The sequence below is a fragment of the Brevundimonas sp. genome (assembly GCF_030704825.1).
Lineage (GTDB): Bacteria > Pseudomonadota > Alphaproteobacteria > Caulobacterales > Caulobacteraceae > Brevundimonas.
In genome coordinates this window covers 23986-49864 of sequence record NZ_JAUYNX010000012.1, presented here as the reverse complement: position 1 = coordinate 49864, position 25879 = coordinate 23986, and the positions used below count along the sequence as shown (strand labels likewise).

Genomic DNA, 25879 nt, shown 5'->3' with positions numbered 1-25879 from the left:
GCCCGCCCTCCGGCTTAGGAACGGGCATGGCCGACCTGACCGACAAACAGACCTTCTCCGACGAAGATGCGCTGGAGTTCCACCGCAGCCCGACCCCGGGCAAGATCTCCATGGCGCCGACCAAGCCGATGGCGACCCAGCGCGACCTGTCTCTGGCCTATTCGCCCGGCGTCGCCATTCCGGTCCTGGCCATCGCCGACGACGTCGACAGGGCCTATGACTATACGTCCAAGGGCAATCTGGTCGCGGTCATCTCCAACGGCACGGCCATCCTCGGCCTCGGCAATCTCGGCCACATGGCCTCCAAGCCGGTGATGGAGGGCAAATGCGTGCTCTTCAAACGCTTCGCCGACGTCGACAGCTTCGACGTCGAGGTCAAGACCACCGACCCGGACGAGTTCGTCACCGTGGTCAAGAACATCGGCGACACCTGGGGCGGCATCAATCTCGAGGACATCAAGTCCCCCGAATGCTTCGTCATCGAAAGCCAGTTGCAGGACCTGCTGGACATCCCGGTCTTTCATGACGACCAGCACGGCACGGCCATCATCTCCACCGCGGCCCTGATCAACGCCGCCCATATCGCCGGCAAGAAGCTGGAGGACCTCAAGGTCGTCCTGGCCGGCGCCGGCGCCGCCGGCCTGTCGTCGATCGGCCTGATGAAGGCGGCCGGCGTCCGGCAGGAGAACACCGTCATCGTCGACCGCGACGGCGTCGTCTACAGGGGGCGCGACAACGTCGACCAATGGAAGGCCGCCCACGCCACCGACACCCCGCATCGCACGCTCGCGGAAGCGATGGTCGGCGCCGACGTCGTCCTGGGCCTGGCCGCCAAGGGGGCCATCACCAAGGAGATGGTCGCCTCGATGGCGCCGAATCCGATCATCTTCGCCATGGCCAATCCGGACCCGGAGATCACGCCGGAAGACGTGCTGTCCGTCCGCTCGGACGCCATCATGGCCACCGGCCGGTCCGACTATGTGAACCAGGTCAACAACGTCCTCGGCTTTCCCTACATCTTCCGCGGCGCGCTCGACGTGCGCGCCCGCCGAGTCAATCACGAGATGAAGATCGCCTGCGCCCGCGCCCTGGCCGCCCTCGCCCGCGAGGACGTGCCGGACGAGGTCGCCGCCGCCTATCGCGGCCGCAAGCTGAAATTCGGCCGCGACTACATCATCCCCACGCCGTTCGACCCGCGCCTGATCTGGTACATCCCGCCCTTCGTCGCCCAGGCGGCGATGGACACGGGCGTGGCCCGCAAGCCGATCGAGGACATGGACGCCTACCGCACCGAGCTGCGCTCGCGGCTCGATCCGTCCGCCGCCTTGATGCAGAACATCTCGGCCGCGGTGCGCGCCGGCCCGAACAAGCGGGTGGTGTTCGCCGAGGGCGAGGAGACGGCCGTCATCCGCGCCGCCTGGGGCTTCAAACAGGCCGAGCTGGGCACGCCCATCCTCATCGGCCGCGAGGAGCTGATCCGCAAGAACGCCGCCGAGGCCGGGCTGATCTTCGACGACCTGGGCATCGAGATCGTCAACGCCCGCGTCAGCGAGCACAACGCCGACTACACCGACTGGCTCTACGGCCGCCTGCAGCGCCGCGGCTATCTGAAGCGCGACGTGCAGCGGATGATCAACCAGGACCGCAACTATTTCGCCGCCGCCATGTGCGCGCGAGGCCAGGCCGACTGCATGGTCACCGGCGTGACCCGCAATTTCAACATGGTGCTGAAGGAGGTCCGGCGCGTCCTCGACGTCCGGAACCGCATGATCGGCCTGTCGATCCTGCTGTCAAAGGGCCGCACCCTGTTCGTCGCCGACACCTCGATCCACGAGCTTCCGAACGCCGAGGAACTGGCCGAGATCGCCATCCAGGCCGCCGAAACCGTCCGCAAGCTGGGCAAGACCCCGCGCGTCGCCTTCCTCAGCTATTCGACCTTCGGCAACCCTCCGGGCGACCGCGGCGAGAAGGTGCGCGAGGCCATCCGCATCCTCGATCAGCGCGGCTGCGATTTCGAATACGAGGGCGAGATGCCGCCCGAGCTGGCTCTCGATCCCGAGGCCCGCGCCGCCTATCCCTTCATGCGCCTGACCGGCCACGCCAATGTGCTGGTCATGCCGGCCATCCATTCGGCCGCCATCTCGACCCGGCTGGTGCAGCAGCTGGGCGGCGCGACGGTGATCGGGCCGCTGCTGGTCGGGCTGGAGAAATCGGTCCAGATCGTCAGCCTCGGCGCCTCGGTCAGCGAGATCATCACCGCCGCCACCTTCGCCGCCTATGACGAAGGGGCGGCGGTGGAGGGCTGACGGGTCAGGTGGAGGCCGCGAGTTTCCGCTTCTCCGCCGCCAGTCGCACCCATTCCAGGATGCAGAAGACCACGGTGATGCCTCCCAGCGCCGCCGCGAAGATGAACACGGGCGCGAAGCCCTGGTTCTCGATCATCTCGCCCAGCGCCCCGCGCCCGAAGGTGCCGATCAGAAGCGCCAGCGAGGTGAAGATGGCGAACTGCACCGCGCCGAACATCTTGTTCGACAGCGCCGACAGATAGGCCACGAAGGCCGCGCCGGCGAAGCCGCCGGCGATGTTCTCTCCGGCGATCGCCAGCATCAGCCGCGCCATGGGCTCGCCGAGACCGAAGGTCCCGAACAGGCCGTACAGGCCGGTCGCGCTCATGAAGCCGCCGATCACTGGCGCCCCCATAGCCAGATCGGCGAACAGCAGGTTGGTCGCCGCCGCCAGGATCGCCCCGATCAGCAGTGACGCCATCCGGCCGATCACCAGCAGGGCCCAGCCGCCGAGGCCGATGCCGATGATGGTCATGATCACCCCGAAGGTCTTGGACGCCAGCGCCACCTCCGTCTTGGTGTGGCCCAGCGCGCCGCCCTCGGCCCCCATGTAGAAGGGGAAGGCGAATGGCCCCCAGACGCCGTCGGTGATGCGATAGGTCAGGATCAGGCCCAGCACGATCAGGGCGCCCCAACCCAGCCGCCCCATCAACTCGACCAGCGGGGCGATGATGGCGTCGTAAAGCATGGTCAGGATCGGGCGGTCGCCCGCGGCCGGGACGGCCACCCGGCCGCGCCAGACGACGAAGCCCGCAAGGGCGCAGGGCAGCAGCACCGCCGCGCTGATGATCCACGGACCCCAGGTTCCGGTGAACTCGCCCGCGCTGGGCGCAGGGGTCGTGGTGAGGGCCGTGATCATGAAATTGACCAGCATGAAGGCGGCCCAGGCCCATGCCGCCAGGGTGGCGACGAGGGCGAACAGCCGGAGACGCGGTGAACCCAGCCGTTCCTTCGCTATGGCCTGCGGCGGGGCGGCTTCGGGTTCGGGCGCGATCGCGGCGCCCAGCAGGCCCAGGCCCATCAGCACGCCGCTCACCGCGAAGGTAGCGGGCCAGCCGGCGACGTCGGCGAGAAGAAGCGCGCCCGCGCCGCCCACCAGGGCCGCGGTCCTGAAGCCGAACTGATAGATGGTCGACAGCAGATCGATCGGGGCGCCCGGTCCGGCCACCTCGATGCGCCAGGTGTCGATGACGATGTCCTGGGTCGCCGAGGCGAAGGCGCCCAGGGCCGCCGCCCCGGCCAGCAGGCCGAGGGTCCCGCCTTCCGGGCTGGATACGGCAATGACGATCAGGGCCGCGCCGATCACCAGCTGGCAGCCGATCATCCAGCTCCGCCGCCGTCCCAGCCGCCGGCCGATGAAGGGCGGAACCACGCCGACCAGCGGCGACCAGAGGAATTTGAAGGCGCCGAACAGGCCGATCCAGGAAAGGATGCCGATGGTCGAGATCGCCACCCCGGCGTCCGACAGCCAGGCGTTCAGCGTGCCGATCAGCATGGTGAAGGGCAGGCCGGCCGAGAACCCCAGCAGCAGCATCGCCAGGGTGCGCCGGTCCCGGAAGGCGACCTTGATCACCCCGAGCCCCTTGGGCGCGGTATCGGTCGCAGCGACAGCCGGCGGCGCGGTCTCCGTGGCGTTGTCGGTCATCTGTGGCGTCCCTCGAAGCGACGCCCCCGCGTCCCTATCCGGCGGCGACCTTGGCGCGGTCCGTGCGGTTCGTCCAGCGGGCGAGCGAGGCGCGCAGGGATTCCAGCTCCAGCGGCTTGACCAGATGGTCGTTCATGCCGGCCTCGAGGCAGGCCTTGCGGTCCTCGGCGAAGGCGTTGGCGGTCAGGGCGACGATGGGGGTGCGGTCGCCGCCCGCCCGCACGGCCCGGGCGGCGCTGGGCCCGTCCATGCCCGGCATCCGCATGTCCATGAAGACCAGGTCGTAGCGGGCCCGCTTCATCGCATCGACGGCCTCGTGGCCGCTGGCGGCGGTCTCGACGGCGCAGCCCTCGCGCCGCAGCAGGGTCGCCGCCAGCAGGGCCCCGACGGGATTGTCCTCGACCAGCAGGACGCGCGTGCCCGAGAACCGGGTCGGGGCGACGCGGTCGTCCTCGGGCGGGGGCGGGGGCGGCAGGCCGGGCTTCAACGTCGTCTGCCCGGCGGCGGCGAGCACCCGCTCGGCCAGGGAGGCGCGGCGCAGCGGCTTGATCAGATAGCCGTGGAAGCCGGCGACGCGGTAGCGGGCGATCAGGTCGCGTTCGGCGGGCCTCAGCAGGACGATGGCGCGGGCGCCGGCGGGCTTCCGGGCCAGTCCGTGGCCGGGCTCGCGCGCGGCGTGGTCGATCAGGGCCACCTCCGCGTCGTCCTGCACCGTCCCGCCCGAGGCCTTGATCTGCTCGACGGCGGCGGCGCGGACGAAGGGGTCGCGGCTCAGCACCGCGACGGCGTGGCCGGCCAACGGCCGCCCGCGGCGGGACGCGCCCGGGGCGGCGTCGAAGCGCGCCTCGAAGCGAAAGCGCGCGCCGGGGCCGTCGGGTCGGTCGGCGACCGAGACGGCGCCGCCCATGGCGGCGGCCAGCTTGCTGACCACGGCCAGCCCCAGGCCGGCGCCGCCGAAGCGGCTGGCGTCGGAGGCGTCGACGTGGCCGAACTCCTCGAAGATCCGCGCCCGCGCCTCGACCGGGACGCCGGGTCCGGTGTCGTCGATGACGAAGGCGAGCCGGGGGGATCTGGCCGAGCCGCCGGTCCGTTCGACGGCGATGCGGACCCCGCCCGTGGCGGTGAATTTGACCGCATTGCCGGCCAGGTTGAACAACACCTGCCGCAGCCGCCCCTCGTCGCCCATGACGTCGACGGCCTCGGGCGCGACGGACCAGGCGATCTCCAGCCCCTTCTCATGGGCGCGCGGGCTGAGCAGTTCGGCGACGCCGCGAACCAGCGCCTCCAGATCGACGGGGGCGTGGTCGAACTCCAGCTTGCCGGCTTCCAGCCGGGCGTAGTCGAGCAGGTCGTTGACCAGGCCCAGCAGATGCTCGGCCGACGACCGGGCCGCCTCGGCGTAGGCGCGCTGGGCGCCGTCCAGCCGGGTGCGCGACAGCAGGCCCAGCATGCCGATGACGCCGTTCAGCGGCGTGCGCATCTCGTGACTCATCAGGCGCAGGAACTGCTGCTCCGGCGCCTCGGTCCCGGTCGTCTCCGCTGTGGTCTTCGCCCGCGCCATCGCCAGCCTCCTTGAACCGCAGGATGCGCCGACAGGCGTTAAGACGGGGTTGGATTCAGAAGGCGCGCGTCTCCGCCCCCGCGCCGGCCGTCCGCTCGAAGTCGCCACGGGCGCCGACGGTCGTCCGGCGATGAACCAGGGCCTCGGCGATGTGACGGCGCAGGACGCCGTCGCAGCCGTCCAGATCGGCGATGGTGCGGGCCAGCCGCAGCGTCCGGGTCCAGCCGCGCGCGGTCAGACCGCCCGCCTCTCCGGCCCGCATCAGCAGGGCCCGTCCGGCGTCGTCGGGCGCGGCGAACCGGTCCAGAGTCTCGCCCGAGGCGCGGGCGTTGACGGTCTGGTCCCGGGCGGTTTCGGGATCGATGCCCGCCGCGCGCAGCCGGTCTTCCTGCATGGCGCGGGCGGCCAGCACCCGGGCCGCGGCCTCGGCCGTGCCCTCGGCGGGCGGCGGCAGGGCCATGTCGGCGGCGGTGACTGGCGGCGTCTCCACCGTCAGGTCGATGCGGTCGAACATCGGGCCCGAGATGCGGTTCTGATAGTCGCGCTGGCAGCGCGGAGCCTTGCCGCAGGCCCCCTTGCCGGCGCCGCCGAGACCGCAGCGGCAGGGATTCATGGCGGCGACCAGCTGGAAGCGGGCCGGGTAGCGGACGTGGGCGTTGGCCCGGGCCACCACGATCTCGCCCGTCTCGAGCGGCGCGCGCAGGGAATCGAGGGCCTGGGCGCTGTATTCGGGGAGCTCATCCAGAAACAGGACTCCGTTGTGCGCCAGCGAGGCCTCGCCCGGTTTCGCCCTCAGGCCGCCGCCGGTCAGGGCGGCCATGGAGGCGGAGTGATGCGGCGAACGGAAGGGCCGGTCGCGGGTCAGCCCACCGCGCTCGATCAGCCCGGCGATCGACCAGACCATGGAGGTCTCCAGCAACTCCCGGGGCGTCAGGGGCGGCAGCAGGCCGGGCAGGCGCGCCGCCATCATCGACTTGCCCGAGCCCGGGGGGCCGACGAACAGCAGGTTGTGGCCGCCGGCCGCGGCGATCTCGAGCGCGCGCTTGGCGCTTTCCTGACCCTTGACCTCGCGCAGGTCGGGGACGCGGTCTCCGGACCGCATCGCCCCCGGCTCGGGCCGGCGCAGCACCTGGGTTCCCTTGAAATGATTGACCAGGCCGATCAGGGAGCGCGGGGCCAGCACCGCCGCGTCTCCGGCCCAGGCCGCCTCGGGTCCGTTGGCCTCCGGGCAGATCAGCCCCAGCCCCATGGCGTCGGCGGCGACCGCCGCGGGCAAGGCGCCCCCGACCGGCGCGATCCGGCCGTCCAGCCCCAGCTCGCCCACCGCCGCCCAGCCGGCCAGCATGTCCGGCGGGATGACGCCCATCGAGGCCAGCAGGGCCAGGGCGATGGGCAGGTCGAAATGACTGCCCTCCTTGGGCAGGTCGGCGGGCGCCATGTTGACGATGATCCGCATCACCGGCAGGGACAGGCCGATGCCGCCGAAGGCCCCGCGCACCCGCTCGCGGCTCTCGGCCACCGCCTTGTCGGCCAGGCCGACGATGTTGAAGGACGGATGCTCGCCGCACGGCAGCTGCTGGACCTGCACGTCCACCCGCCGGGCGTCCACGCCTTCGAAAGCCACGGTCACCACGCTGGCGAGCATCCGCTCCTCCCGCTGTACGGGAAAGGAACGAACCACGAACGCGTGGGATTTGCAAGGGGAGGACTTGGGGCCTGGGCTCAGGGCTTAGGAAGAGGCCCGGTCTCCGAAACCCAAGCCCCAGGCCCCAAGCCCTACGACCGCTTCTTCTCGATCACGTCCCACATCAGCGCCGCCGCATCGACGCCGGTGAAGCGCTTCAGCTGCTGGGCGCCGGTGGGCGAGGTGACGTTGATCTCGGTGAGGTAGTCGCCGATCACGTCGATGCCGACGAAGATCAGGCCGCGCCGTTTGAGTTCGGGGCCGATGGCGGCGCAGATCTCGCGGTCGCGGTCGGTCAGCTCGACCGGGGCCGCCGTGCCGCCGACACGCAGGTTCGAGCGCACCTGATCCTTGGCCGGGATGCGGTTGATCGCGCCGACCGGCTCGCCGTCGATCAGGATGATCCGCTTGTCGCCCTTCGACACCGCCGGAATGAATTTCTGGATCACCAGCGGATCGCGGCTGCCCGTCGCATGAATCTCGATCAGCGCCTCCAGGTTCGGATCGTCCGCCTTCAGGCGCACCACGCCCGAACCCGCCGCGCCGTGCAGGGGCTTGAGCACCACGTCGCCGTGACGCTGGTGGAAATCGACCAGGGCGACCGGGTCCGAACTGATCAGGGTCGGCGGCGTCAGGCCGGGGAATTGCGTCACCAGCAGCTTTTCGGGCGCGCTGCGGACCTCGGCCGGGTCGTTCACCACCAGGGTCTTCGGATGCACCGTCTGCAGCAGATAGGTGGCGGTGACATAGGCCATGTCGAACGGCGGATCCTGCCGCATCAGGATCACATCGACGTCCCCGGCCAGGTCCAGCTTCACCTCGTCGCCGAGGCTGACGTGGTCGCCGGGGGTCTGGCGCACGGTCACCGGTCGGGCGCGGCAGAACAGGCGGCCGTCCTCCAGCGCCAGGGTGCGGAAGTCGTAGACCCATTGGGCGTGGCCCCGGTCCTGGGCCGTCGTCATCATCAGCCAGGTGGTGTCGGACTCGATGTTGACCGCCTCGACGGGGTCCATCTGGATCGCGACTCTGAGCATGGACATCTTCCCTGGCCTACCGCGCTTCGCGCTACTTGAGGCCGGGCCGCAGGAGGCGGACAGCCGCGCATTGGCTAATGGGCAGCCGCGGGCGCGCGCGCAAGCCTGGTCCGGCCTCAAGTAGTCTGAAAGCGGCAGGCCAGCTCAATTGAGCTGCAGCCGGACCCGGTCGACCGACATCTGGCGGTGGGCCTCCATCGGATCGTCCACCGTGCGGGCGTGGGCCAGGGCTTCCAGCGCGCCGGCGAGGGCGCCCTGTTTCTCGCGGGCGGCGGCGACGTCCAGCCACGGCCGGTGATCCTCGGGGTCGAGCAGGGCCCGGCGCAGGGCGGAGCGTTCGGCCCCCTCATAGTCCTCGGCCCGGATGGCGCGGCTGAACAGCACGTTCTGCAGCCGGATCAGGGCCTGGCGGTCGGTCACCGGGGCCATCAGCACGTCCAGCCGGTCGGCCACGTGCGGCGTCAGCCCGGCCCTGAGCGCGCGCCGCGTCAGCTCCGACGGCAGCACCAGCCGGCCCTGGCTGAACGGATCGAGAGCGACCGGCCCCTCGGGGGTCTCGACCCGCAGCAGGAAATGGCCGGGGAAGTCGACGCCCCGGGCCTTGATCCCCGCCCGCCGCGCGGCGTCGAGGTAGAAGACCGACAGGGCCGCCGACAGGCCGCGCCGGCGCTCGGCCACGTCGATGACGTCGGTGTTGCCCGGATGGTCGTAGTTGAGCAGATCGCCGTTCAGGCGCAGGTCGGCGGCCATGGTCTCGGCCAGGGCGTCGTCGGGGCTTTCGCCGCCGGTGCGCTCGGCCAGCCGTTCGGCGGCGCGGGCGGCCAGGGTCCGCACCGGCTCGGGATCGCGAAACGGATGGTCGTGGATGGCGCAGGCGATGGCCGCTTCGAGCAGGGGAAAGGCCTCGTCCCCGACCTGTCCGGCCTCGGTGAGCACCTCTATCGCTTCATCGCGGGTCATGCGGCGCCCCTCCCGAAGGCGACAACCCCGCGACGATGGCGCGGAAACCGGCCGGGAGCCAGCGCCACCATATCGATTCTCAGCACGTGACCGGCCAAGCTGGGTCTTTGGCGCAACACCGACCGGCCGGCCGCCAGCAGCCGGTCGTACTGGTCGGGGCCAAGGGCGGTCAGGGCCGCCTCGAGGGTGGCGCGGCGCTTGACCTCGACCACGGCCAGCACCCGGCCGCGCCGCGCGAGGATGTCGATCTCCCCGGCGCGGGTCTTCAGGCGGAAGCCGAGGATCTGGTAACCCGCGGCCATCAGCAGGGCCGCGGCCAGCCATTCGGACCGATGGCCGAGCCGGTGGGACACGGCTCCGAGGGCGACCCGCCAGCCGCGCTTGACCCGCACGACCTTCGGGGCTTTCAGCCGCCCCTCCGGCCGCTTCCGGCTCACCGGCCCTGCAGCTCCAGCGCCCGCTTGTAGAGCGGCTTGCGCGGCAGGTTCAGGGCCCTCGACACCTCCGCCGCCGCCTCGCCGGGCGGCAGCCGGGTCATGGCCTCGGCCAGGGCCGCGTCGGCGTCCGCCTCCGAGGCGGCCTCCGCTTCGCCGGGGGCGACGACGATGACGATCTCGCCCTTGGGCGACTGGCAGCGCGGATCCACGGCCAGTTCGGCCAGGGAGCCGCGCACGCACTCCTCGTACATCTTGGTCAATTCGCGGGCGACGGCGGCGGGGCGCTGGCCCAGCACGGCGGCCATGTCGGCGAGGCTGTCGGCCAGGCGCGGGCCGCTCTCGAAGAAGACCAGGGTCTGTCGCGCGGTGCGGACCTCTTCCAGCGCCGCGCGGCGGGCGCCGGACTTTGCGGGCAGGAAGCCGGCGAACAGCACCCGATCCGCGGGCAGGCCGGCGATGCACAGGGCCGCCAGCAGGCTGGACGGGCCGGGGATCGGATGCACCGGCAGGCCGGCCGCGATCACCGCCCGGGCCACGACGAAGCCGGGGTCGCTGACCAGGGGCGTGCCCGCGTCCGACACCAGCGCGACCACCGCCCCTTCGCGCAGGCGCTCGATGGCCAGTTCGGCGGCGCGCGGCGAGGCGTGATCGTCGCAGCGCTCCAGCTTCGCCTTCAGCCCGTAGGCGGACAACAGCTTGCCGGTGACCCGGGTGTCCTCGGCCAGCACCAGGTCGGCGGCGGACAGCACATCGAGCGCCCGCAGGGTCATGTCCCTCAGGTTCCCGATCGGCGTCGACACCAGATAGAGACCCGACGCCACCGGTCGCCGCGGCGGGGCGATCGGGGGAAACGGCGAGGGATCGGGCACGGACTCTGGCGGAAACTCTGGCATCGGCGGACCGTGCCAGCGGGGATCGCCCGGCTCAAGGGGCCGCGGGGGCGAGGATCAGAGTGAGACCGTGCGTCGCTCGCGGGCGGCGCGGTAGATGGCCTCGATGATCCGCATGTCCTTCAGCCCCTCCTCGCCGGCGACGATCGGCGCGCGGTCGTTCATCACGCACAGGGACAGGTGATCGAGCTGGGCCGAGAACTGGTTTTGCCCGGCCTCGGGGACGGGATGTTCCGCCGTGCGACCGTCGCGGTGCAGACGCAGGCGGTTGCCGCCATAGCCCGTGGCCGATTCGGCGTCGATCCAGCCTTCCGTCCCGACCACCCGGTAGCGATTGTGATGCGAGCCGTAGGTCGAGACGCAGTCGGCGACGACGCCGGACGGAAAGCGAAGCTGGAAATTGATGGTGTCCTCGACCTCGCGGAACCGCGGGTCCGAGCGATCGGTCGATTCCAGCGCCGTGACCTCGACCGGCTCTTCGCCGGTGAGATAACGGGCGGCCTGGAGGCTGTAGATGCCGATGTCCATCAGCGAGCCGCCGCCGGCCAGGGCCCGGTTCAGCCGCCACTGGGTCGGATCGCCGATGTTGAAGCCGTGTTCGGCTGTGACGATGCGCGGGCGGCCCAATTCCCCGGCCCTGACGACCCGCATGGCCTCGAGGTTCGCCGCCTCGAAATGACTGCGATAGCCAATCATCAATTTCCGGTCGGCGGCCCGGCAGGCGGCGATCATCGATTCGGCCTCCGCCGCCGTATTGGCCATCGGCTTTTCGCACATGACGTGCTTGCCGGCCGCCGCGGCCCGCAGGGTGTATTCGTGATGCATCCCGTTCGGCAGGATCACATAGACGATATCGACGTCCGGATTGTTCCGGAGGTCGTCGAAGGTTTCATAGGAATATTGGCTGCGTTCCGGCACGCCGTACTGGACGCCGTAACGCCGGGCCTTATCCGCTGACCCGCTGACCAGGGCCGCAACCCTCGAGTGCCGGCACTCCGCGAAGCGCGGCAGGATGACATTAGCGTACCCCCCGAGGCCGACGATCGCATAGCCGAGCTTGTCGCGTGATCGCGCGTGGGCCGTCGCGGCGGTCGCGGTGGTCGCGGACAGAACGGCCGTGGCGGCGGCGAGTTCGAGGATACTGCGACGGGTGGGAAACATCTGCCTTGGAGCCCATTCGTTACGACGACCGCGACAAGACTAACCTGTTGGGGATGATGATCCACCCGCTGCCCAGGCGAGGGGTTCGGCGCTCAAACCAGCAAGGCCTTCAGCACTCCGTCCAGCACCGGCCGGCCGGCCGGCGTCGCCCTGACCCGTCCCGCAGTCGCCGTCAGGAAGCCGTCCGCGATCAATCCGGCGAGCGGTTCCGTGGCCCCGGTCCGGCCCAGCAGGGCCAGATCCGCCAGCGCCACGCCCTCGATGGTGCGCAGGCCCAGAAGCACCTTCTCCTCCGCCGCGTCCCGCGCCGACTGCGTCTCCCGCTCGCTCCACGGCGCGCCGGCCGCGACGCCGGCGACATAGGCCCCGATGCCCTTGTGCGCGACCGTCGCCGTCCGCGCGCCTTCGAGCGTCAGCCGCCCGTGCCCCCCCGGCCCGGCCCCGAGATAGTCGCCGCCGCGCCAGACGTGGAGATTGTGGGCGGACCGCGCCGCCACGCCGCGCGCGTGGTTGGACACCTCATAGGCGTCGAAGCCGGCGGCCTCGAGGACAGCCTGGGTGGTTTCGTACAGGGCGGCGGCGCGGTCCTCGTCGGGAGGGATCCAGGCGCCGCGGGCGACGGCGCGGCCGAAGGCGGTCGAAGGCTCGATGGTCAGCTGGTAGGGCGAGACGTGCTCAAAACCCAGGTCGATGGCCCCGGTCAGTTCGGCGCGCCAGCCGTCCACGGTCTGGCCGGGCCGGGCGTAGATCAGGTCGATGGACAGGCGCGGGAAGGCCCGGGCGGCGACGGCGACGGCGCGGCGGGCCTCGTCCGCCGAATGGTTGCGGCCGAGGAAGGCCAGGGCCGCGTCGTCCAGCGCCTGCACCCCCATGGACAGGCGGTTGACCCCGGCGTCGGCCAGGGCTTTGAACCGGGCCGCTTCGGCATCGGTGGGATTGGCCTCCAGCGTGATCTCGATTTCGCCCCGTGGCGGGAACAGGGCCTTCGCCCGCTCGATCACGGCGGCCACGGCCTCGGGCGCCATCAGCGACGGGGTGCCGCCGCCGAAGAAGATCGAGGCCAGCCGGCGCGGACCGGTCAGGGCGGCTTGCGCCTCCAGGTCGGCGAGGATGGCCTGGACCAGCGCCGCCTGTTCCTCCGCCCGGCCCCGGTCGCGCACGACGTTGAAGTCGCAATAGGGACAGATGCGGGCGCAATACGGCCAGTGGACGTAAAGCGCCACATCCGTTCCGGGGTCGGGGACCGCGTCAGTCAATCAGGCAGGCCTTCAGCTTCGCGAACGCCCGCGCCCGGTGGCTGATGCTGTCCTTCAGCGCCGGATCCAGTTCGCCGAAGGTCCGGGTCTGGCCCTCGGGGATGAAGATGGGGTCGTAGCCGAAGCCGCGGTCGCCGCGCGGGGGGAAGGTCAGCTGGCCGTCGACCCGGCCCTCGACCACCACCGCCGGCCCGTCCGGCCAGGCCACGGCGAGGGCCGAGGTGAACCAGGCGCGGCGATCCGGCGAGCCGGTCTCCTCCAGCCGCTCCTCGACGCGGCGCATGGCGAAGGCGAAATCCTTGTCCGGCCCGGCCCAGCGCGCCGAGAAGATGCCGGGCGCGCCGTCCAGGGCCGCGACCGAAAGGCCGGAGTCGTCGGCCAGGGCGACCTCGCCCGAACGGTCGGCTGCATGGCGGGCCTTCAGCAGGGCGTTGCCGGCGAAGGTGCTCTCGGTCTCGTCCGGCTCGGGCAGATTCAGGCTGGCGGCGGTGACCACCGCGTAATGTCCGCCCAGCAGGGCGTCGATCTCGACCGCCTTGCCGGGATTGTGGGTCGCCACGACCAGCCGCATCCCCTTGATAAGCTTCAGTTTCATTCCGATCACGCGCTCCGCAACAATCCATTGCCAAAGTTTAATATCGTTAAACGATATGTAACGTGCCTTTTCGTTAGGCACGTCCTATCTATGTCTTCAAGGACGGACGCCGGGACGTTCCCCGAACGAGCCGATACCGGCAAGATCGATGCAGCGGAACAATCAAAGAGGGGTGAAAAACATCCCTCACTCAGGACCAACGGAGAAAGACCATGAACACCATGAACGCTTCCTACTTCATCGAGAAGGTCGGCCACGGCATCCTCAACGCCTTCCTGCTCGCCGCCCTGCCGACCGCCCTGGTCGCCACCCTGATCCAGGCCCTGTGATTCTTCTCTTCTGTCTCACAGGAGCTTTGACGATCGGCATGACAATCGCGATGAATAAGACCGCGTGTGGGTTCGCCGGACCCCGCGCGGCATCCTCGCCCCGCCGACCGGCCCGCTAACAGAGAGGTCGACCCATGCGCTTCCCGAAGTCGTTTTCGCTCGGGATCCGCGTACCGGCCGTGCCGGGCCTGCCCGCCCGCTCCATGTCCCGGCTGCTGAACGCGGCCCTGGGCGTGGCCTACTGGCTGATGATCCTGCTGACCGTGATCGTCCTGGCGGCCTTCGTCGTCGCCGCCTTCCTGCCCATGGGGCCGACAGGCCTGATTTTCAGCGATGAATCGGGCGGCACCGAGATTCCCGTGTCCCGCGCCTACATCCTGTTCGGTTTCGGCGCCTTCGCCGGCTATTTCGGCGGCTTCGCCCTGATCCTGCGGCAGCTGCGGCGCATCTTCGCCACCCTCGCCACCGGCGACCCGTTTCATCCCACCAACGTCAGCCGTCTGAAACAGATCGGCCTGACCCTGGCCGTGGTCACGGGCGGCGCCTGGATCGGCCAGACCCTGGTGGCGCGCCTCGCCCGCGGCGAGATGGACCCGCCCTCCCTGTTCGACCTGGTCACCCCGGCCTTTTCCGTCCTCGTCGTCTTCGTCCTCGCCGAGGTGTTCCGCGAAGGCGCGCGCCTGCGGCGCGAATCCGAATTAACGATCTGATCGGGTTGAGCTAGAGAACCGTCATGGCCATCCGCGTCCAGCTAGATCGCATCCTCCTCGAGCGGCGCATGTCGCTGACCGAGCTGGCCGACCGCGTCGGCGTCACCCTGGCCAATCTGTCGATCCTCAAGACCGGCAAGGCCCGGGCCATCCGCTTCACCACCCTGGACGCCCTGTGCCGCGAGCTGAACTGCCAGCCGGGCGACCTGCTGGCGCAGACTCCGGGGCCCCAGGATCTCGGCTCGGACGAGGACGTCGACGGGAACGCCCCCGGCACGACATGAGCCGCCGCGACGACCTGAGCCCCGACGACCGCCGCATCTGGGCTCGCGTCGCCGGCTCGGTCACCCGCGCCCGGCCGAAGAAGGCCCCCCGCGTCATTCCCGGCGCGGCGGTGGTCGATCCGCCGGCCGCGCCGCAGCCGAAGGCGCCGGGCAAGGCCCGGGGAGTCGCGCCGTCCTGGACCCCGCCCGCCCCGGCGCCCGCCCGTCCGCGCGGCCATCCGGAAGAGCTGGAGCCGCGTCGGCAGCGTCGCCTGTCGCGCGAGCGCGATCCCATCGAGGCCCGGATCGACCTGCACGGCTTCGGCCGCTTCCAGGCCCAGGACGCCCTGACCGCCTTCCTGCTCGGCGCCCAGGCGCGCGGATACCGCTCGGTGCTGGTCATCACCGGCCAGGGCCGGCGCGGCGGTGCGGGGGTAATCCGCGCCTCGGTCCACGAATGGCTGCAGGGCCCGGCGCTGCGCGGCGTGGTATCGGGATTCGCGCCAGCCGCCCGGCATCATGGCGGCGACGGGGCGCTGTATGTGACGATCAGGCGAGGTTGAGCGTCAGCCCCGTCTCTCTCGCAAGCGTCTGCAGCGACACCATCGGCCGCGGGCCCCAGTGGGCGATGACCTCGGCCGCCGCCAGCGAGCCCAGCTTGCCGGCGTCCTCGAGCGACAGGCCGCGGGCGAGGCCCAACAGGAAGCCGGCGGCGTACTGGTCGCCGGCGCCGGTGGTGTCGATCACCTTGTCGACCGGGCAGGCGGCGACCTCGACCCGCTCGGCGCCGCCCTTGCCGAACACGACCGAGCCCGCGGCGCCGCGCGTGACGGCGGCGATCTCGACGATGCGGCCCAGATGGGCGGCGGCGTGGTCGAAGTCCTCGGTCTCGAACAGGGCGTGGAGTTCGCCCTCATTGGCCAGGACGATGTCGGCCGAGGCCTCGATGAAGGCCAGAAGTTCGGCGCGCCAGCGGTGGACCACGAAGCTGTCCGACAGGGTGATGGCGACCTTGCGCCCGGCGGCGTGGGCGGCGGCGGCGGCGGCCTCGAAGGCGGCGCGGGCCGGGGCCGGGTCGAACAGATAGCCCTCGAGGTAGACGATCGCCGAGTCGCCGATCAGGGCCGCGTCGATGTCGGCGACGGCCAGCTGGTTGGCGGCGCCGAGGAAGGTGCACATGGTGCGCTGGCCGTCGGGGGTGACGTTGATCATGCAGACCCCGGTGGCGAGACCCTGTTCGGCGCCGTCCTTCAGGGGCGCCGTGTCGAAGGCGACCCCGGCGGCGCGGATGTCGTGGGTGAAGACGCCGCCCAGCTGGTCGTCGGCGACCTTGCCGATGTAGGCCGCGCGCCCGCCGAAGGAGCCGACGCCGGCCACGGTGTTGCCCGCCGAACCGCCCGAGGCCTCCACCCCGGCGGCCATGGCGGCGTAAAGGGCGGCGCTCTGTTGCGCGTCGACCAGCTGCATGGAGCCGGCGGTCAGGCCCTGGGCCGTCAGGAAGCCGGGGTCACAGGGGGCGAGAACGTCGACGATCGCATTGCCGACGGCGCAGACATCATAGGCGGGGGGTTGGGTCATGGCGGGCCCATAGCGGGCCGCGGCGCGCTTGGCCAGACGCGCGGCCGATCTCCTTATGGACGGACAAGGAAACCGGTGTTGCGCCCGGGCGGGTTTCCGGCGAGGAGCCGGACATGACCGACGTCGCCGTCCTGACCCCCGACCCGTCCGATCCCTCCTACGCCGGCCAGTGGCCGGGGGTGCTGGAGCGCCTCGGCGAAGCCCTGTCGACGGCGGGACTGACGGCGGTTCCGACGCCGTGGACCGACCACGTCGCCGACGCCTCGGGCCTGGCCGGCTATCCGCTGGTCCTGCCACTGATCGCCTGGGGCTATCATCGCGATCACGACCGCTGGATGCAGGCCTGCGAAACCTGGGCGGCGGGGGTGCGGATGCTGAACCCGCCGTCGGTGCTGGGCTGGAATTCGGACAAGTCCTACCTGGGCCGTCTGGCCGACAAGGGGATCGCCATCCCTGACACGGTCTGGATCGACAGCCCGACGCAGGCCGACGTCGACGCGGCCTTCGATCGCTTCGCCACCGACCAGCTGGTGGTCAAGCCGCGCGTCTCGGGCGGAGCATGGAAGACCCTGCGGCTGTCGCGCGGCGACCGGCTGAAGGACGCGCCCGGGGGGCCCGCGATGATCCAGCCCTATCTGCCGACCATCGAGACCGAGGGCGAAACCTCGCTGCTGTTCTTCGGTGGCAAGCTCAGCCACGTCGTCAACAAACGGCCCGTCCCCGGCGAGTTCCGGGTCCAGGTCCAGTACGGCGGCGGCTACACCGCCCTGGCCGGGCCGCCGGCGGGCGCCCTGGCGCTGGCGGAACAGACACTGGCGGCGATCGGCGAAGACCTGCTCTACGCCCGCATCGACATGGCCCCCGACGTCGACGGCCGCTGGCTGTTGATGGAGGCCGAGCTGATCGAGCCGGACTTCTATCTCGGCTCGGCGCCGGAGGGCGAGAAGCGGTTCGCGGAGGCGGTGAAGGCGCGGCTCTAGACCGCTTCCCCAAGCGCCTGCAGCCCCGCCCGCGACGGGCACAGGTCGCTGATCAGACAGGCGCTGCATTTCGGCCTGCGCGCCGTGCAGGTGTAGCGGCCGTGCAGGATCAGCCAGTGGTGAGCCTTGGGCAGCCACGCCTCGGGAACGACCCGGAACAGCTGGGCCTCGACCTTGTCGGGGGTGGCGGCGTTGGCCAGCCCCAGACGGTGCGAGACGCGGAAGACGTGGGTGTCGACGGCGATGGCGGCCTCGACCCCCAGTTCGTTCAGCACCACGCTGGCGGTCTTGCGGCCCACGCCGGGCAGGGCCTGAAGCGCAGCGCGGTTCAGCGGAACCTGCCCGCCATGCTGTTCCAGCAGGATGCGGCTGAGGGCGATCACGTTCCTCGCCTTGCCGCGATAGAGGCCGATGGAGGCGATGTAGGGGATCAGTCCCTCTTCCCCCAACGCCAGCATCTTCGCGGGCGTGTCGGCGACCTTGAACAGCCGGTCGGTGGCCCTGTTGACCGAGACGTCGGTGGCCTGGGCCGAGAGGGCGACGGCGACGACCAGGGTATAGGGGCTGGAGAAATCCAGTTCGGTCTTCGGCTCCGGCATGACCCGCGCCAGCCGCTCGAAGATGGCCTCGACCCGATCCTCGTCCGGCGGCCAGCCCTGCACGGGGACCATGGCCCCGGTCATGACGGCGGGGCGCTTCGACGCGGGCTCGGGTCGGGCCTTGGGCGGCTTCATGGATGACCCGGTAGCAGACCCGGCCGGCGACCGGGAGGGCGTCAGGCCGCCCAGCGATCGGGAATGAACAGGGCCCCCGCGCCAATGACCATGCCGACCACGCCGACGGCGAGCGGCCAGTCGAACAGGATCGTGCAGCTGAGGATCAGGAGACTGGCGGGCTGGGCGAAACGGGCGGCGAGGCGCTTCATCAAGGGTCTCCTGTCAGCCTGGCCGTAGTCGAACCCTCCGCGGCGTCGCGGTCAAGCAGGTTCGGAAACAGGATGTGTCGGGACGGGCGTGAAGAAGGGTTGATTTTTGGACAGTCTTGTCCATTTATGCGCCGTCCTCCCTGACACGCCTTCGAGTCCGCCATGACCCTGTCTCCCGCCCACAAGAAGCGTCTGCCCCTGATCGTGGCCGCTGTCGCGGTCCTGGCGCTCGTCATCGGGGGCGTGGTCTGGTGGCAGAACAAGCAGCGCTGGGAGGCCACCGACAACGCCTTCGTCGCCGCCGACACCACCGGCGTCAGCCCCCAGATCGAGGGCTATGTCGTCGAGGTGCTGGTGGCCGACAACCAGCGGGTCGCGCCGGGCCAGATCCTGATCCGGCTCGACGGCGCCGACGCCCGCGCCGACCTGGCCCAGGCCGAGGCCAACCTCGCCGCCGTGATCGCCGCCGTGGGCAATGTCGACGCCCGCGCGGCCCAGGAACAGGCGGTGATCGCCTCGCGCGCCGCCGGCCTGGCCCAGGCCCGCGCCCAGGCCGAACTGGCCGCGCAGCAGGTCGACCGCTACGGCAGGCTGGCCGAGCAGGGCTGGGTCTCCCAGGCCCGCATCCAGACCGAACAGGCCGGCGCCCGCACCGCCCAGGCCTCTGTCGCCGAGGCTGAAGCCGCCCTGGTCGCCGAACAGCGCACCGCCGGGGTGCTGGGCTCGAGCCGCAACCAGAGCCTGGCCGCCGTCGACCTGGCCCGCGCCCAGGTCGAACAGGCCCGCATCGCCCTCGACCGCACCGTCATCCGAGCCCCGGTCGCCGGCGTGGTCGGCGCCCGCGGCGTCCGCGTCGGACAGTACGTCCGGCCGGGCGGTCAGATCCTGTCCATCGTGCCGCTGGGCGACGCCTGGGTGGTGGCCAATTTCAAGGAGACCCAGCTCGACCGCCTGCGCCTCGGCCAGACCGTCGAGATCAGCGCCGACGCCTTCCCCGGCGAGCGGCTGACGGGCCATATCGACAGCTTCGCCCCCGCCACCGGTTCTGAATTCGCCCTGATCCCCGTCGAGAACGCCACCGGCAATTTCACCCGCATCACCCAGCGCGTTCCGGTGCGCATCCGCGTCGATGCGGCGGGCGCCGCCGCCCTGCGGCCTGGCCTGTCGGTCGAGGTCAAGGTCGATCTGAAGAGCCGCGGCGGGCTGAATTTCGCCGAAGCCGCCACCGGTCCGGTCGTCGCCGCCGTCGCCTCCCCGGACGTCGCGGTCCGGTGACCGCCGCCGCGCCGACGGTCGAGGCCGCGCCCGCCCCGACGCCCGCCGTCAACTGGACCGTCCTGCTGCTCGGCTTCGCCGGCATGGTGATCGGCCAGTTCATGGCCATCCTCGACATCCAGATCGTGGCCTCGTCCCTGCCGCAGATCCAGGCCGGGGTCGGCGCCTCGGCCGACGAGATCAGCTGGATCCAGACCGCCTATCTGATCCCCGAGGTCGTGATGATCCCGCTGTCGGGCTATCTGTCGCGGCTGTGGGGGACGCAGAAAGTCTTCCTAGTTTCCTGCGCCGGCTTCCTGCTGATGAGCGTGGCCACCGGCATGTCGTCCTCGATCGAGGCGATGATCTTCTTCCGGGCGCTGCAGGGCTTTGTCGGCGGGGCCATGATCCCGACCGTCTTCGCCGTCGCCTTCACCGCCTTCCCGCCGGACAGGCGGGTCACGGCCAGCATCGTCATGGGGCTGATCGTCACCCTGGCGCCGACGGTCGGCCCGACCCTGGGCGGGCACCTGACGGAATGGCTCAGCTGGCGCTGGCTGTTCTTCATCAACGTCGTCCCGGGCATGCTGGTGCTGTTCCTGGTCGGCCGCTACGCCGATTTCGACAAGGGCGATCCGTCGCTGTCCAGGGGGTTCGACTGGGCGGGTCTGGGCCTCATGGCGACCTTCCTGATGAGCCTGCAGTTCGTGCTGGAGGAGGGGTCGAGGAACGACTGGTTCGCCGACGACACGATTCTGCTGCTGGCCGTGGTGGCCGCCATCACCGGCCCGGCCTTCATCTGGCGCTCCCTGACCTACCGCAATCCGATCGTCGAGCTGCGCGCCTTCGCCAATCGCAACTTCCTCGTCGGGGTGGTGATGACCTTCACCGTCGGGGCGGCCCTGTTCGGCGGCACCTTCCTGCTGCCGCTGTTCCTCGGCCGGGTGCGCGACTATTCGGCCTCGGAGGTCGGGACGACCATGGTGGTCTCGGGCCTGGCCATGTTCCTGACCGCGCCCTTCGCCGGGCGGCTGGTGCGCAAGGTCGACCTGCGGCTGCTGATGTTCGGCGGCTTCATGCTGTGCGCCTGGGGCATGTGGGACGCCCGGCTGGTCACCGCGGACTGGGGCTTCTGGGAGTTCGCCGGGGTGCAGGCGGTGCGCGGCTGCGGCGTCATGCTGGCCATGATCGCGGCCCAGCAGGTGACCATGTCGACCCTGCCGCCCGGGATGGTCAAGAACGCTTCGGGCCTGGTCAATCTGAGCCGCAACGTCGGCGGCGCCTTCGGCCTGGCCATCCTCAACACCTCCCTGACGCAGAACACCGCCCTGCACATGAGCGAGCTGACCCAGAACATCCCGGTGACGAGCACTGGAATGCAGGCCATGCTGGCCGGGATGCAGAAGCGGTTCGCGGGCTCGGTCGATCCGGCGGGGGCGGCGATGAAGGCGGTGTACGGGATGCTGAACCGGCAGGCGACGACCCTGGCCTTCGGCGACGCCTTCGCCATGCTGGCCATCGCCTGCGCCTTCGCCGCCTTCGTCACCCTGCTTTCGCGTCCGGTGAAGGCGCCGGCCGGGGCGCCGCCGGCGGAGGCGCACTGATGGCGCGGGTTCGCGGACAGGTCGACGAGGCCAAGACCGAGGCCATCCTCGAGGCGGCGTCCGCCCTGTTCGGGGAGAAGGGCGCCCTGGCCTCGATGGAGCAGATCGCGCGCCGGGCCGGAGTGTCGCGCCAGACCCTCTACAACCGCTTTCTCAACAAGCTGGAGATCGGCCGCGCCCTGGCCGCGCGCCGGTCCGACGCCATCAGCGCGCCGCTGCGCGCCGGCGGCGATCCCGAAACCGTGCTGACGGCGCTGGCCGTCGGCCTGCTGGACAAGCTGTGTCGGGCCGAGGCCGGGGCGTCGCTGCGCGGCGTGGCCCTGATGTCGCCCGAGATGCCGGACCTGGCCGACGCCATCTACCAGGCCGGCCCGGCGGAGGGCCTGCGCCGCCTGTCGGCCTGGCTGGCGGAACAGGACCGGTCGGGCCTGCTGTCGGTTCCCGACCCCGACGCCGCCGCCGAGATGTTCTCGGGCATGGTGCTGGGGCACGGCCATCTGCGCGGCGTGCTCGGCGTGGCGCAGCCTCCCTTCGATCTGCAGGCGCGCGCCGCCGAGGCCGCCCGCCGCTTCCTGCGCGCGTTCGCCCGCTGACGGTTGGCCCCGGCGCCCAATCGGCCTAGACCGCGCGCAAATCGTCGCGGAGTCCCAACCATGCTGATCCACCTGTCGTCCTGGCCCGAGATCGACGCCCGGCTGAAGAGCACGAAGACCATCGTGGTGCCGATCGGCTCGAACGAGCAGCACGGCCCGACCGGGCTGCTGGGCACCGACTGGATGTGCCCCGAGATCATCGCCCACGCCGCCGAGAAACGGGACGGGAGCCTGGTCGTCGCCCCGACCTTCAACATCGGCATGGCCCAGCACCACCTGGCCTTCGCCGGCACCATCAGCCTGCGGCCATCGACCTTCATGGCCGCCATCACCGACTGGGTTTCGTCGCTGGGCCGGCACGGCTTCGAGCGAATCTACTTCCTCAACGGCCACGGCGGCAACGTCGCCACCATCGAGGCGACCTTCGCCGAGATCCATGCCGAATGGAGCTTCGTCGAGGAACGGCCGCCCTTCGTGCTCAAGCTGCGCAACTGGTGGGACCTGCCGGGGGTCAACGGCCTGTGCAACCAGCTCTTCCCGAAGGGGCACGGCATGCACGCCACCCCGTCCGAGATCGCCGTCACCCAGGCGGCCTATCCCGATCATATCAAGACGGCCGATTACAGCCCGAAGATCGCGCCGTTGGGGCCGATCCGCGACGCCCTCGACTACCGCGCCCGCTTCCCCGACGGCCGCATCGGTTCCGATCCGGCCCTGGCCAGCCCGGAACACGGCCGCACCATAATCGACGCCGCGGCTCCGGCCCTGTTGAAGGATGTGGCCGCCTTCGCCGACGAGGTCTTGCCGGGAACGTGATTGCGGCCCAAGGCTGGGGCATGACCCAGATCGACCGCGCCCTGAAGACCGGCCGCCGCCTGGCCCGCGACGGCGCCCGCGCCGCGCGCACGGCCGTGTCCGGCGGCGAGATGCTGCAGGCCGCCGGGGACGTCATCAACGCCCGGATCGAGATCATGGCCGCCGGCCTGGTCGATCCCCGCAAGGCCGACCTGGCGGAGCTGTCGCTGATGACCTCCGAGAAGACGGAGGCGCTGGCGGCCTCGGCCGCCGCCCTGACGCGGACCTTCGGCGACATCGGCGGCCGCGTCGGCTTGGGCCTGGTGACCGAGGCCGGCCTGGCCTCGCGGGCGGTTTCGGCCATGGCGACCGCCGCGACCCCCGCCGCCGCGCTGCAGGCGCAGTACAGCTACGCCGTCGGCTGGTGGAGCCGGGCCGCCGGCCAGATGCTGACCCTCAACAGCGAACTGTTGAAGGGCCATGCCGACGCCCTGCGCCCCATCCACGCCACCGCCGTCGCCAATGCGAAGCGGCTGAAGAAATAGGCCCCGCGTCTCCCTCCCCTTTATGGGGAGGGATGTCGGCGCGAAGCGACGACGGGGTGGGGTGCGTCTGGACACTTCCCCCCCGGTCGCTGCGCGACCACCCTCCCCACAAGGGGGAGGGAGACGGCATTCCTTATCTGAACGGCGGCTCGTCGAAGGCCCTGAGCTTGCGCGAATGCAGGCGCGCGCCCTCGGCCCGCAGCAGGTCCACGGCCTGGATGCCGATCTGCAGATGCTCCGAGATCGAGCCCTCGTAGAAGCGGTTGGCCTGGCCCGGCAGCTTGATCTCGCCGTGCAGCGGCCGGTCCGAGACGCACAGCAGGGTCCCGTAGGGCACACGGAAGCGATAGCCCTGGGCCGCGATGGTGGCGCTTTCCATGTCGATGGCCACGGCCCGGCTCTGGTTGAAGCGCTGGGCGGATTTCGAATAGCGCAGCTCCCAATTGCGGTCGTCGGTGGTCACCACCGTGCCCGTCCGCAGCCGCCGCTTGACCTCCTCGCCGGGCGCGCCCGAGACCATCTTGGCGGCGTCGTAGAGGGCGCGCTGGACCTCGGCGATCGAGGGGATGGGGATGTCCGGCGGCAGCACCGCGTCCAGCACATGGTCGTCGCGAAGATAGGCGTGGGCCAGGACGTAGTCGCCGATCACCTGGCTGTCGCGCAGGCCGCCGCAGTGGCCGATCATCATCCAGGCGTGGGGCCGGGTCACGGCCAGGTGGTCGCAGATGGTCTTGGCGTTGGACGGGCCGACGCCGATGTTGACCAGGGTGATGCCGTTCCAGCCGGGCGCCGTCAGGTGATAGGCCGGCATCTGATGCTTCTTCCAGGCCGCGTCCATCACCGCCTGCTCGGGATCGGGCGTGTCGCGGGTGATGACCACCCCGCCGGCGCAGACCAGGCTCTCGTAGGCGCTGTTCGGATCGGCCAGCTGGGCGCAGGCCCAGCGCACGAACTCGTCGACGTAACGATTGTAGTTGGTGAAAAGGATATAGCTCTGCACGTCCTCGACCGGCGTGCCGGTGTAGTGCCGCAGCCGGGCCAGGGAGAAGTCGGTGCGCAGGCCGTCGAACTGGGCCAGCGGGAAGTCCTCGGCCAGGTCGAACAGGCCGTCCGAGATCTCGTCGCCGATATGGGCCAGGTCGGTGGTCGGGAAATAGCGGGCGACGGCCGCGGTCTGGCTGCGGTCCAGGGCCACGTCCGAACCGTCCATCACATAGGGGAAGGGAATCTCCTGGTCCGACGGCCGCACCTCGAAGGTGGCGCCGTAGTCCTGCTCCAGCAGGGACAGTTGCTCGGCCAGATAGGGCCGGAACAGGTCGGGGCGGGTGATGGTGGTCGAATAGACGCCGGGGCGCGACAGTCGGGCGTAGGCGCGCGTGGCCAGATTCGCCGGTCGGTCGCCGAACCAGCTGACCCTGAGCTGGGGATAGGAGAACAGGCCCCTGGCCCGCGCCTCGGGATCGGCGCGCTCGCCGGTCCGCAGGAAGGTCCCGACCGCGGTGCGCAGGTTCGAGACGGATTGTTCGTAGAGGGTTTCGAGGCGGTCCAGCGCCGCCTGTGCTGTCATTGTTTCTGTCATGGCCTCCTCTAGCGGATGATCATGACCTTGGCGAGACGGCGGAGCTTAGTCCCTCGGCGCCTCGGCCCGGGCGATCACCGCCAGGGTGCGCGGATCGTCGGCGTATCTGCGCCTCAGGGCCGCGCCGTCGGCCCTCAGCGTGGCGCAGCCCGGGTCCGGGATGGCCCCCGCCATGATGGTTCCGGCGGCCGCGTCGACCGGTTCCTCGCCGCCCCGGCGGTCGCAGCCGCCCCGACGGCCGACGTAGTCGAACACCTCTGCCGGCGTCCGCGCCGCCGTCTCCAGCACCGCATCGCGCACCGTGACGTGGGCCAGCACCAGCTTTTCGCCCTCGATGTCGAAGGACAGTATGGCGGTCCCGCCGGTGCCGCAGCAGTGGCCGTCGCCTGCCTGCCACAGCGGAGTGAAGGCCGTCATATTGGGCCAGTCGAACCGCACGCCCTGCCAGATTCCCAGCCCCTCGGGCAGCATGACGTCGAGGCTGTCGCGCCAGCTCCAGGTGTCGATCTGGGTCAACCTGCGGGTGTCGGGCAGGTCCCAGCGGAACAGCACGTCGGCGTTGCCGGAGCCCGAGCCGGCGCGGACGCCCGGGACGGCGATATAGGCCTTGCCGTCGAACTCGGGGCCGGTGAGCAGGACCGGGGCCTCGAAGCGGGCGCCGTCGAAACTCCAGGCGATGGGCGCCGTGGGGCCCATCCGCGCCGCGCCCGCGTCGCCGATGAAGACGATGCCGCCCGAAACGCCATCCTCGTCGGTGAATCCCTGCTGGAGCTGCCAGTGCAGCCCGCCCTCGTCGAGGGCGAGATAGCCGCCCATCGGGGAGGTGCAGCCTTTCAGGCCGGTGGCGACGCATTCGCGACCCAGGGGCGGCGCGCCGTCGCGGAAAATGGTCCGGGCCAGACCCGCGTCCCGATCGGCCTGGGCTGTCAGGGCCTCGATGCGGGACTGAATGTCGTCGGCGGGGTCGAAGCCTTCCGGCAGGTTGGCGTGGCTCTCCAGCCAGTCGGCCTGTTCCCGCGCCAGCGTCAGCGGCAGGGGCGAATAGTCCTGGGCCCGCCGCAAGGCCTGCTCCATCGTGGGCGTCTGGCCGGTCACGGGGCCGGCCCCGGCCAGGGTCAGTGACGCCAGAGTCAGAACGGCCAGAGCGCGCATGCGG

At 70.8% G+C, this 25879-nt stretch carries 25 protein-coding genes; 10 read left to right on the top strand and 15 right to left on the bottom strand.

The features are described from left to right. Positions 1-26 precede the first annotated feature (26 nt). Positions 27-2306: an NADP-dependent malic enzyme gene (locus Q8Q71_RS04900; RefSeq protein ID WP_305758525.1), complete on the top strand. Its 2280-nt coding sequence runs from the start codon at positions 27-29 to the stop codon at positions 2304-2306. A gap of 4 nt (positions 2307-2310) precedes the next feature. Here the strand turns inward: Q8Q71_RS04900 and Q8Q71_RS04895 are convergent, their stop codons facing one another. From Q8Q71_RS04895 to rdgB, 10 genes are all read right to left on the bottom strand, one after another. Next, positions 2311-3990, bottom strand: coding sequence for an MFS transporter (locus Q8Q71_RS04895; protein ID WP_305758524.1), 1680 nt, complete (start codon positions 3988-3990; stop codon positions 2311-2313). A gap of 34 nt (positions 3991-4024) precedes the next feature. Further along, a complete protein-coding gene (locus Q8Q71_RS04890; RefSeq protein WP_305758523.1) occupies positions 4025-5551 on the bottom strand; it encodes a response regulator in 1527 nt (508 codons plus the stop codon). A gap of 55 nt (positions 5552-5606) precedes the next feature. After that, the gene (locus Q8Q71_RS04885; RefSeq protein ID WP_305758522.1) at positions 5607-7196 is read right to left on the bottom strand and encodes a YifB family Mg chelatase-like AAA ATPase; all 1590 of its coding nucleotides are present in this window, start codon (positions 7194-7196) and stop codon (positions 5607-5609) included. A 131-nt stretch (positions 7197-7327) separates the two neighbouring features. Then, positions 7328-8269 (bottom strand): glutathione synthase, encoded by a 942-nt coding sequence (gene gshB, locus Q8Q71_RS04880; protein ID WP_305758521.1) that lies wholly within the window; start codon positions 8267-8269, stop codon positions 7328-7330. 144 nt (positions 8270-8413) lie between these two features. Then, complete coding sequence (locus Q8Q71_RS04875) at positions 8414-9229, bottom strand: transglutaminase family protein (RefSeq protein WP_305758520.1); 816 nt, start codon at positions 9227-9229, stop codon at positions 8414-8416. After that, complete coding sequence (locus tag Q8Q71_RS04870; protein WP_371315928.1) at positions 9226-9666, bottom strand: YraN family protein; 441 nt, start codon at positions 9664-9666, stop codon at positions 9226-9228. The genes Q8Q71_RS04875 and Q8Q71_RS04870 overlap by 4 nt, the downstream gene beginning before the upstream one ends. Then, complete coding sequence (gene rsmI / locus Q8Q71_RS04865; protein WP_371315927.1) at positions 9663-10559, bottom strand: 16S rRNA (cytidine(1402)-2'-O)-methyltransferase; 897 nt, start codon at positions 10557-10559, stop codon at positions 9663-9665. Before rsmI ends, Q8Q71_RS04870 begins: the two co-directional genes overlap by 4 nt. A 54-nt stretch (positions 10560-10613) precedes the next feature. Then, a complete protein-coding gene (locus Q8Q71_RS04860) occupies positions 10614-11717 on the bottom strand; it encodes a Gfo/Idh/MocA family protein (RefSeq protein ID WP_305758518.1) in 1104 nt (367 codons plus the stop codon). 92 nt (positions 11718-11809) lie between these two features. After that, complete coding sequence (gene hemW / locus Q8Q71_RS04855; protein WP_305758517.1) at positions 11810-12973, bottom strand: radical SAM family heme chaperone HemW; 1164 nt, start codon at positions 12971-12973, stop codon at positions 11810-11812. Then, complete coding sequence (gene rdgB / locus Q8Q71_RS04850) at positions 12966-13568, bottom strand: RdgB/HAM1 family non-canonical purine NTP pyrophosphatase (RefSeq protein WP_305758516.1); 603 nt, start codon at positions 13566-13568, stop codon at positions 12966-12968. The genes hemW and rdgB overlap by 8 nt, the downstream gene beginning before the upstream one ends. Positions 13569-14031: 463 nt before the next feature. Here rdgB and Q8Q71_RS04845 point away from each other — a divergent pair, with 463 nt between their 5' ends. From Q8Q71_RS04845 to Q8Q71_RS04835, 3 genes are read left to right on the top strand one after another with little or no spacing between them, the layout of a single operon-like run. Then, complete coding sequence (locus Q8Q71_RS04845; protein ID WP_305758515.1) at positions 14032-14607, top strand: DUF2975 domain-containing protein; 576 nt, start codon at positions 14032-14034, stop codon at positions 14605-14607. Positions 14608-14630: 23 nt separating this feature from the next. After that, positions 14631-14891 (top strand): helix-turn-helix transcriptional regulator, encoded by a 261-nt coding sequence (locus tag Q8Q71_RS04840; protein ID WP_305758514.1) that lies wholly within the window; start codon positions 14631-14633, stop codon positions 14889-14891. After that, entirely contained in the window at positions 14888-15433 is a 546-nt protein-coding gene (locus tag Q8Q71_RS04835; protein ID WP_305758513.1) for a Smr/MutS family protein, read from the top strand. Before Q8Q71_RS04840 ends, Q8Q71_RS04835 begins: the two co-directional genes overlap by 4 nt. On the opposite strand, the gene Q8Q71_RS04830 is transcribed toward Q8Q71_RS04835, so the two are convergent. Then, a complete protein-coding gene (locus Q8Q71_RS04830) occupies positions 15420-16448 on the bottom strand; it encodes an adenosine kinase (RefSeq protein ID WP_305758512.1) in 1029 nt (342 codons plus the stop codon). The two genes, Q8Q71_RS04835 and Q8Q71_RS04830, sit on opposite strands and share 14 nt — an antisense overlap. A 113-nt stretch (positions 16449-16561) precedes the next feature. Here Q8Q71_RS04830 and Q8Q71_RS04825 point away from each other — a divergent pair, with 113 nt between their 5' ends. Next, positions 16562-17428, top strand: a complete 867-nt coding sequence (locus tag Q8Q71_RS04825; protein ID WP_305758511.1) for a RimK family alpha-L-glutamate ligase — start codon at positions 16562-16564, stop codon at positions 17426-17428. Here Q8Q71_RS04825 and nth read toward each other — a convergent pair. Together nth and Q8Q71_RS04815 are read right to left on the bottom strand one after the other, a co-directional pair. Beyond that, positions 17425-18162, bottom strand: coding sequence for an endonuclease III (gene nth / locus Q8Q71_RS04820; RefSeq protein WP_305758510.1), 738 nt, complete (start codon positions 18160-18162; stop codon positions 17425-17427). The two genes, Q8Q71_RS04825 and nth, sit on opposite strands and share 4 nt — an antisense overlap. 41 nt (positions 18163-18203) lie before the next feature. Continuing rightward, complete coding sequence (locus tag Q8Q71_RS04815) at positions 18204-18353, bottom strand: hypothetical protein (protein WP_305758509.1); 150 nt, start codon at positions 18351-18353, stop codon at positions 18204-18206. Between the two features lie 162 nt (positions 18354-18515). Between Q8Q71_RS04815 and Q8Q71_RS04810 the strand changes: the two genes are divergently transcribed. The 5 genes from Q8Q71_RS04810 to Q8Q71_RS04790 are packed head-to-tail and all read left to right on the top strand — an operon-like array spanning position 18516 to position 23144. After that, complete coding sequence (locus Q8Q71_RS04810; RefSeq protein ID WP_305758508.1) at positions 18516-19628, top strand: HlyD family secretion protein; 1113 nt, start codon at positions 18516-18518, stop codon at positions 19626-19628. Continuing rightward, complete coding sequence (locus Q8Q71_RS04805) at positions 19625-21211, top strand: DHA2 family efflux MFS transporter permease subunit (protein WP_305758507.1); 1587 nt, start codon at positions 19625-19627, stop codon at positions 21209-21211. The genes Q8Q71_RS04810 and Q8Q71_RS04805 overlap by 4 nt, the downstream gene beginning before the upstream one ends. After that, positions 21211-21804, top strand: a complete 594-nt coding sequence (locus Q8Q71_RS04800; protein ID WP_305758506.1) for a TetR/AcrR family transcriptional regulator — start codon at positions 21211-21213, stop codon at positions 21802-21804. The genes Q8Q71_RS04805 and Q8Q71_RS04800 overlap by 1 nt, the downstream gene beginning before the upstream one ends. A gap of 60 nt (positions 21805-21864) precedes the next feature. Beyond that, complete coding sequence (locus tag Q8Q71_RS04795) at positions 21865-22620, top strand: creatininase family protein (protein WP_305758505.1); 756 nt, start codon at positions 21865-21867, stop codon at positions 22618-22620. A 20-nt stretch (positions 22621-22640) separates the two neighbouring features. After that, entirely contained in the window at positions 22641-23144 is a 504-nt protein-coding gene (locus Q8Q71_RS04790; RefSeq protein ID WP_305758504.1) for a phasin, read from the top strand. A gap of 133 nt (positions 23145-23277) precedes the next feature. Here the strand turns inward: Q8Q71_RS04790 and Q8Q71_RS04785 are convergent, their stop codons facing one another. Together Q8Q71_RS04785 and Q8Q71_RS04780 are read right to left on the bottom strand one after the other, a co-directional pair. Further along, a complete protein-coding gene (locus tag Q8Q71_RS04785; protein ID WP_305758503.1) occupies positions 23278-24723 on the bottom strand; it encodes an AMP nucleosidase in 1446 nt (481 codons plus the stop codon). A gap of 45 nt (positions 24724-24768) precedes the next feature. Next, complete coding sequence (locus Q8Q71_RS04780) at positions 24769-25875, bottom strand: hypothetical protein (protein ID WP_305758502.1); 1107 nt, start codon at positions 25873-25875, stop codon at positions 24769-24771. Positions 25876-25879 lie beyond the last annotated feature (4 nt).

Coding starts and splice junctions, on each gene's coding strand:
- rdgB (WP_305758516.1), bottom strand. CDS start 13,568: ATGAAACTGAAGCTTATCAAGGGGATGCGGCTGGTCGTGGCGACCCAC.
- rsmI (WP_371315927.1), bottom strand. CDS start 10,559: ATGCCAGAGTTTCCGCCAGAGTCCGTGCCCGATCCCTCGCCGTTTCCC.
- Q8Q71_RS04900 (WP_305758525.1), top strand. CDS start 27: ATGGCCGACCTGACCGACAAACAGACCTTCTCCGACGAAGATGCGCTG.
- Q8Q71_RS04845 (WP_305758515.1), top strand. CDS start 14,032: ATGCGCTTCCCGAAGTCGTTTTCGCTCGGGATCCGCGTACCGGCCGTG.
- Q8Q71_RS04895 (WP_305758524.1), bottom strand. CDS start 3,990: ATGACCGACAACGCCACGGAGACCGCGCCGCCGGCTGTCGCTGCGACC.
- Q8Q71_RS04810 (WP_305758508.1), top strand. CDS start 18,516: ATGACCCTGTCTCCCGCCCACAAGAAGCGTCTGCCCCTGATCGTGGCC.
- Q8Q71_RS04815 (WP_305758509.1), bottom strand. CDS start 18,353: ATGAAGCGCCTCGCCGCCCGTTTCGCCCAGCCCGCCAGTCTCCTGATC.
- Q8Q71_RS04885 (WP_305758522.1), bottom strand. CDS start 7,196: ATGCTCGCCAGCGTGGTGACCGTGGCTTTCGAAGGCGTGGACGCCCGG.
- Q8Q71_RS04780 (WP_305758502.1), bottom strand. CDS start 25,875: ATGCGCGCTCTGGCCGTTCTGACTCTGGCGTCACTGACCCTGGCCGGG.
- Q8Q71_RS04840 (WP_305758514.1), top strand. CDS start 14,631: ATGGCCATCCGCGTCCAGCTAGATCGCATCCTCCTCGAGCGGCGCATG.
- Q8Q71_RS04875 (WP_305758520.1), bottom strand. CDS start 9,229: ATGACCCGCGATGAAGCGATAGAGGTGCTCACCGAGGCCGGACAGGTC.
- Q8Q71_RS04860 (WP_305758518.1), bottom strand. CDS start 11,717: ATGTTTCCCACCCGTCGCAGTATCCTCGAACTCGCCGCCGCCACGGCC.
- Q8Q71_RS04800 (WP_305758506.1), top strand. CDS start 21,211: ATGGCGCGGGTTCGCGGACAGGTCGACGAGGCCAAGACCGAGGCCATC.
- nth (WP_305758510.1), bottom strand. CDS start 18,162: ATGAAGCCGCCCAAGGCCCGACCCGAGCCCGCGTCGAAGCGCCCCGCC.
- Q8Q71_RS04890 (WP_305758523.1), bottom strand. CDS start 5,551: ATGGCGCGGGCGAAGACCACAGCGGAGACGACCGGGACCGAGGCGCCG.
- Q8Q71_RS04795 (WP_305758505.1), top strand. CDS start 21,865: ATGCTGATCCACCTGTCGTCCTGGCCCGAGATCGACGCCCGGCTGAAG.
- Q8Q71_RS04825 (WP_305758511.1), top strand. CDS start 16,562: ATGACCGACGTCGCCGTCCTGACCCCCGACCCGTCCGATCCCTCCTAC.
- Q8Q71_RS04790 (WP_305758504.1), top strand. CDS start 22,641: ATGACCCAGATCGACCGCGCCCTGAAGACCGGCCGCCGCCTGGCCCGC.
- Q8Q71_RS04835 (WP_305758513.1), top strand. CDS start 14,888: ATGAGCCGCCGCGACGACCTGAGCCCCGACGACCGCCGCATCTGGGCT.
- Q8Q71_RS04785 (WP_305758503.1), bottom strand. CDS start 24,723: ATGACAGAAACAATGACAGCACAGGCGGCGCTGGACCGCCTCGAAACC.
- gshB (WP_305758521.1), bottom strand. CDS start 8,269: ATGCTCAGAGTCGCGATCCAGATGGACCCCGTCGAGGCGGTCAACATC.
- Q8Q71_RS04830 (WP_305758512.1), bottom strand. CDS start 16,448: ATGACCCAACCCCCCGCCTATGATGTCTGCGCCGTCGGCAATGCGATC.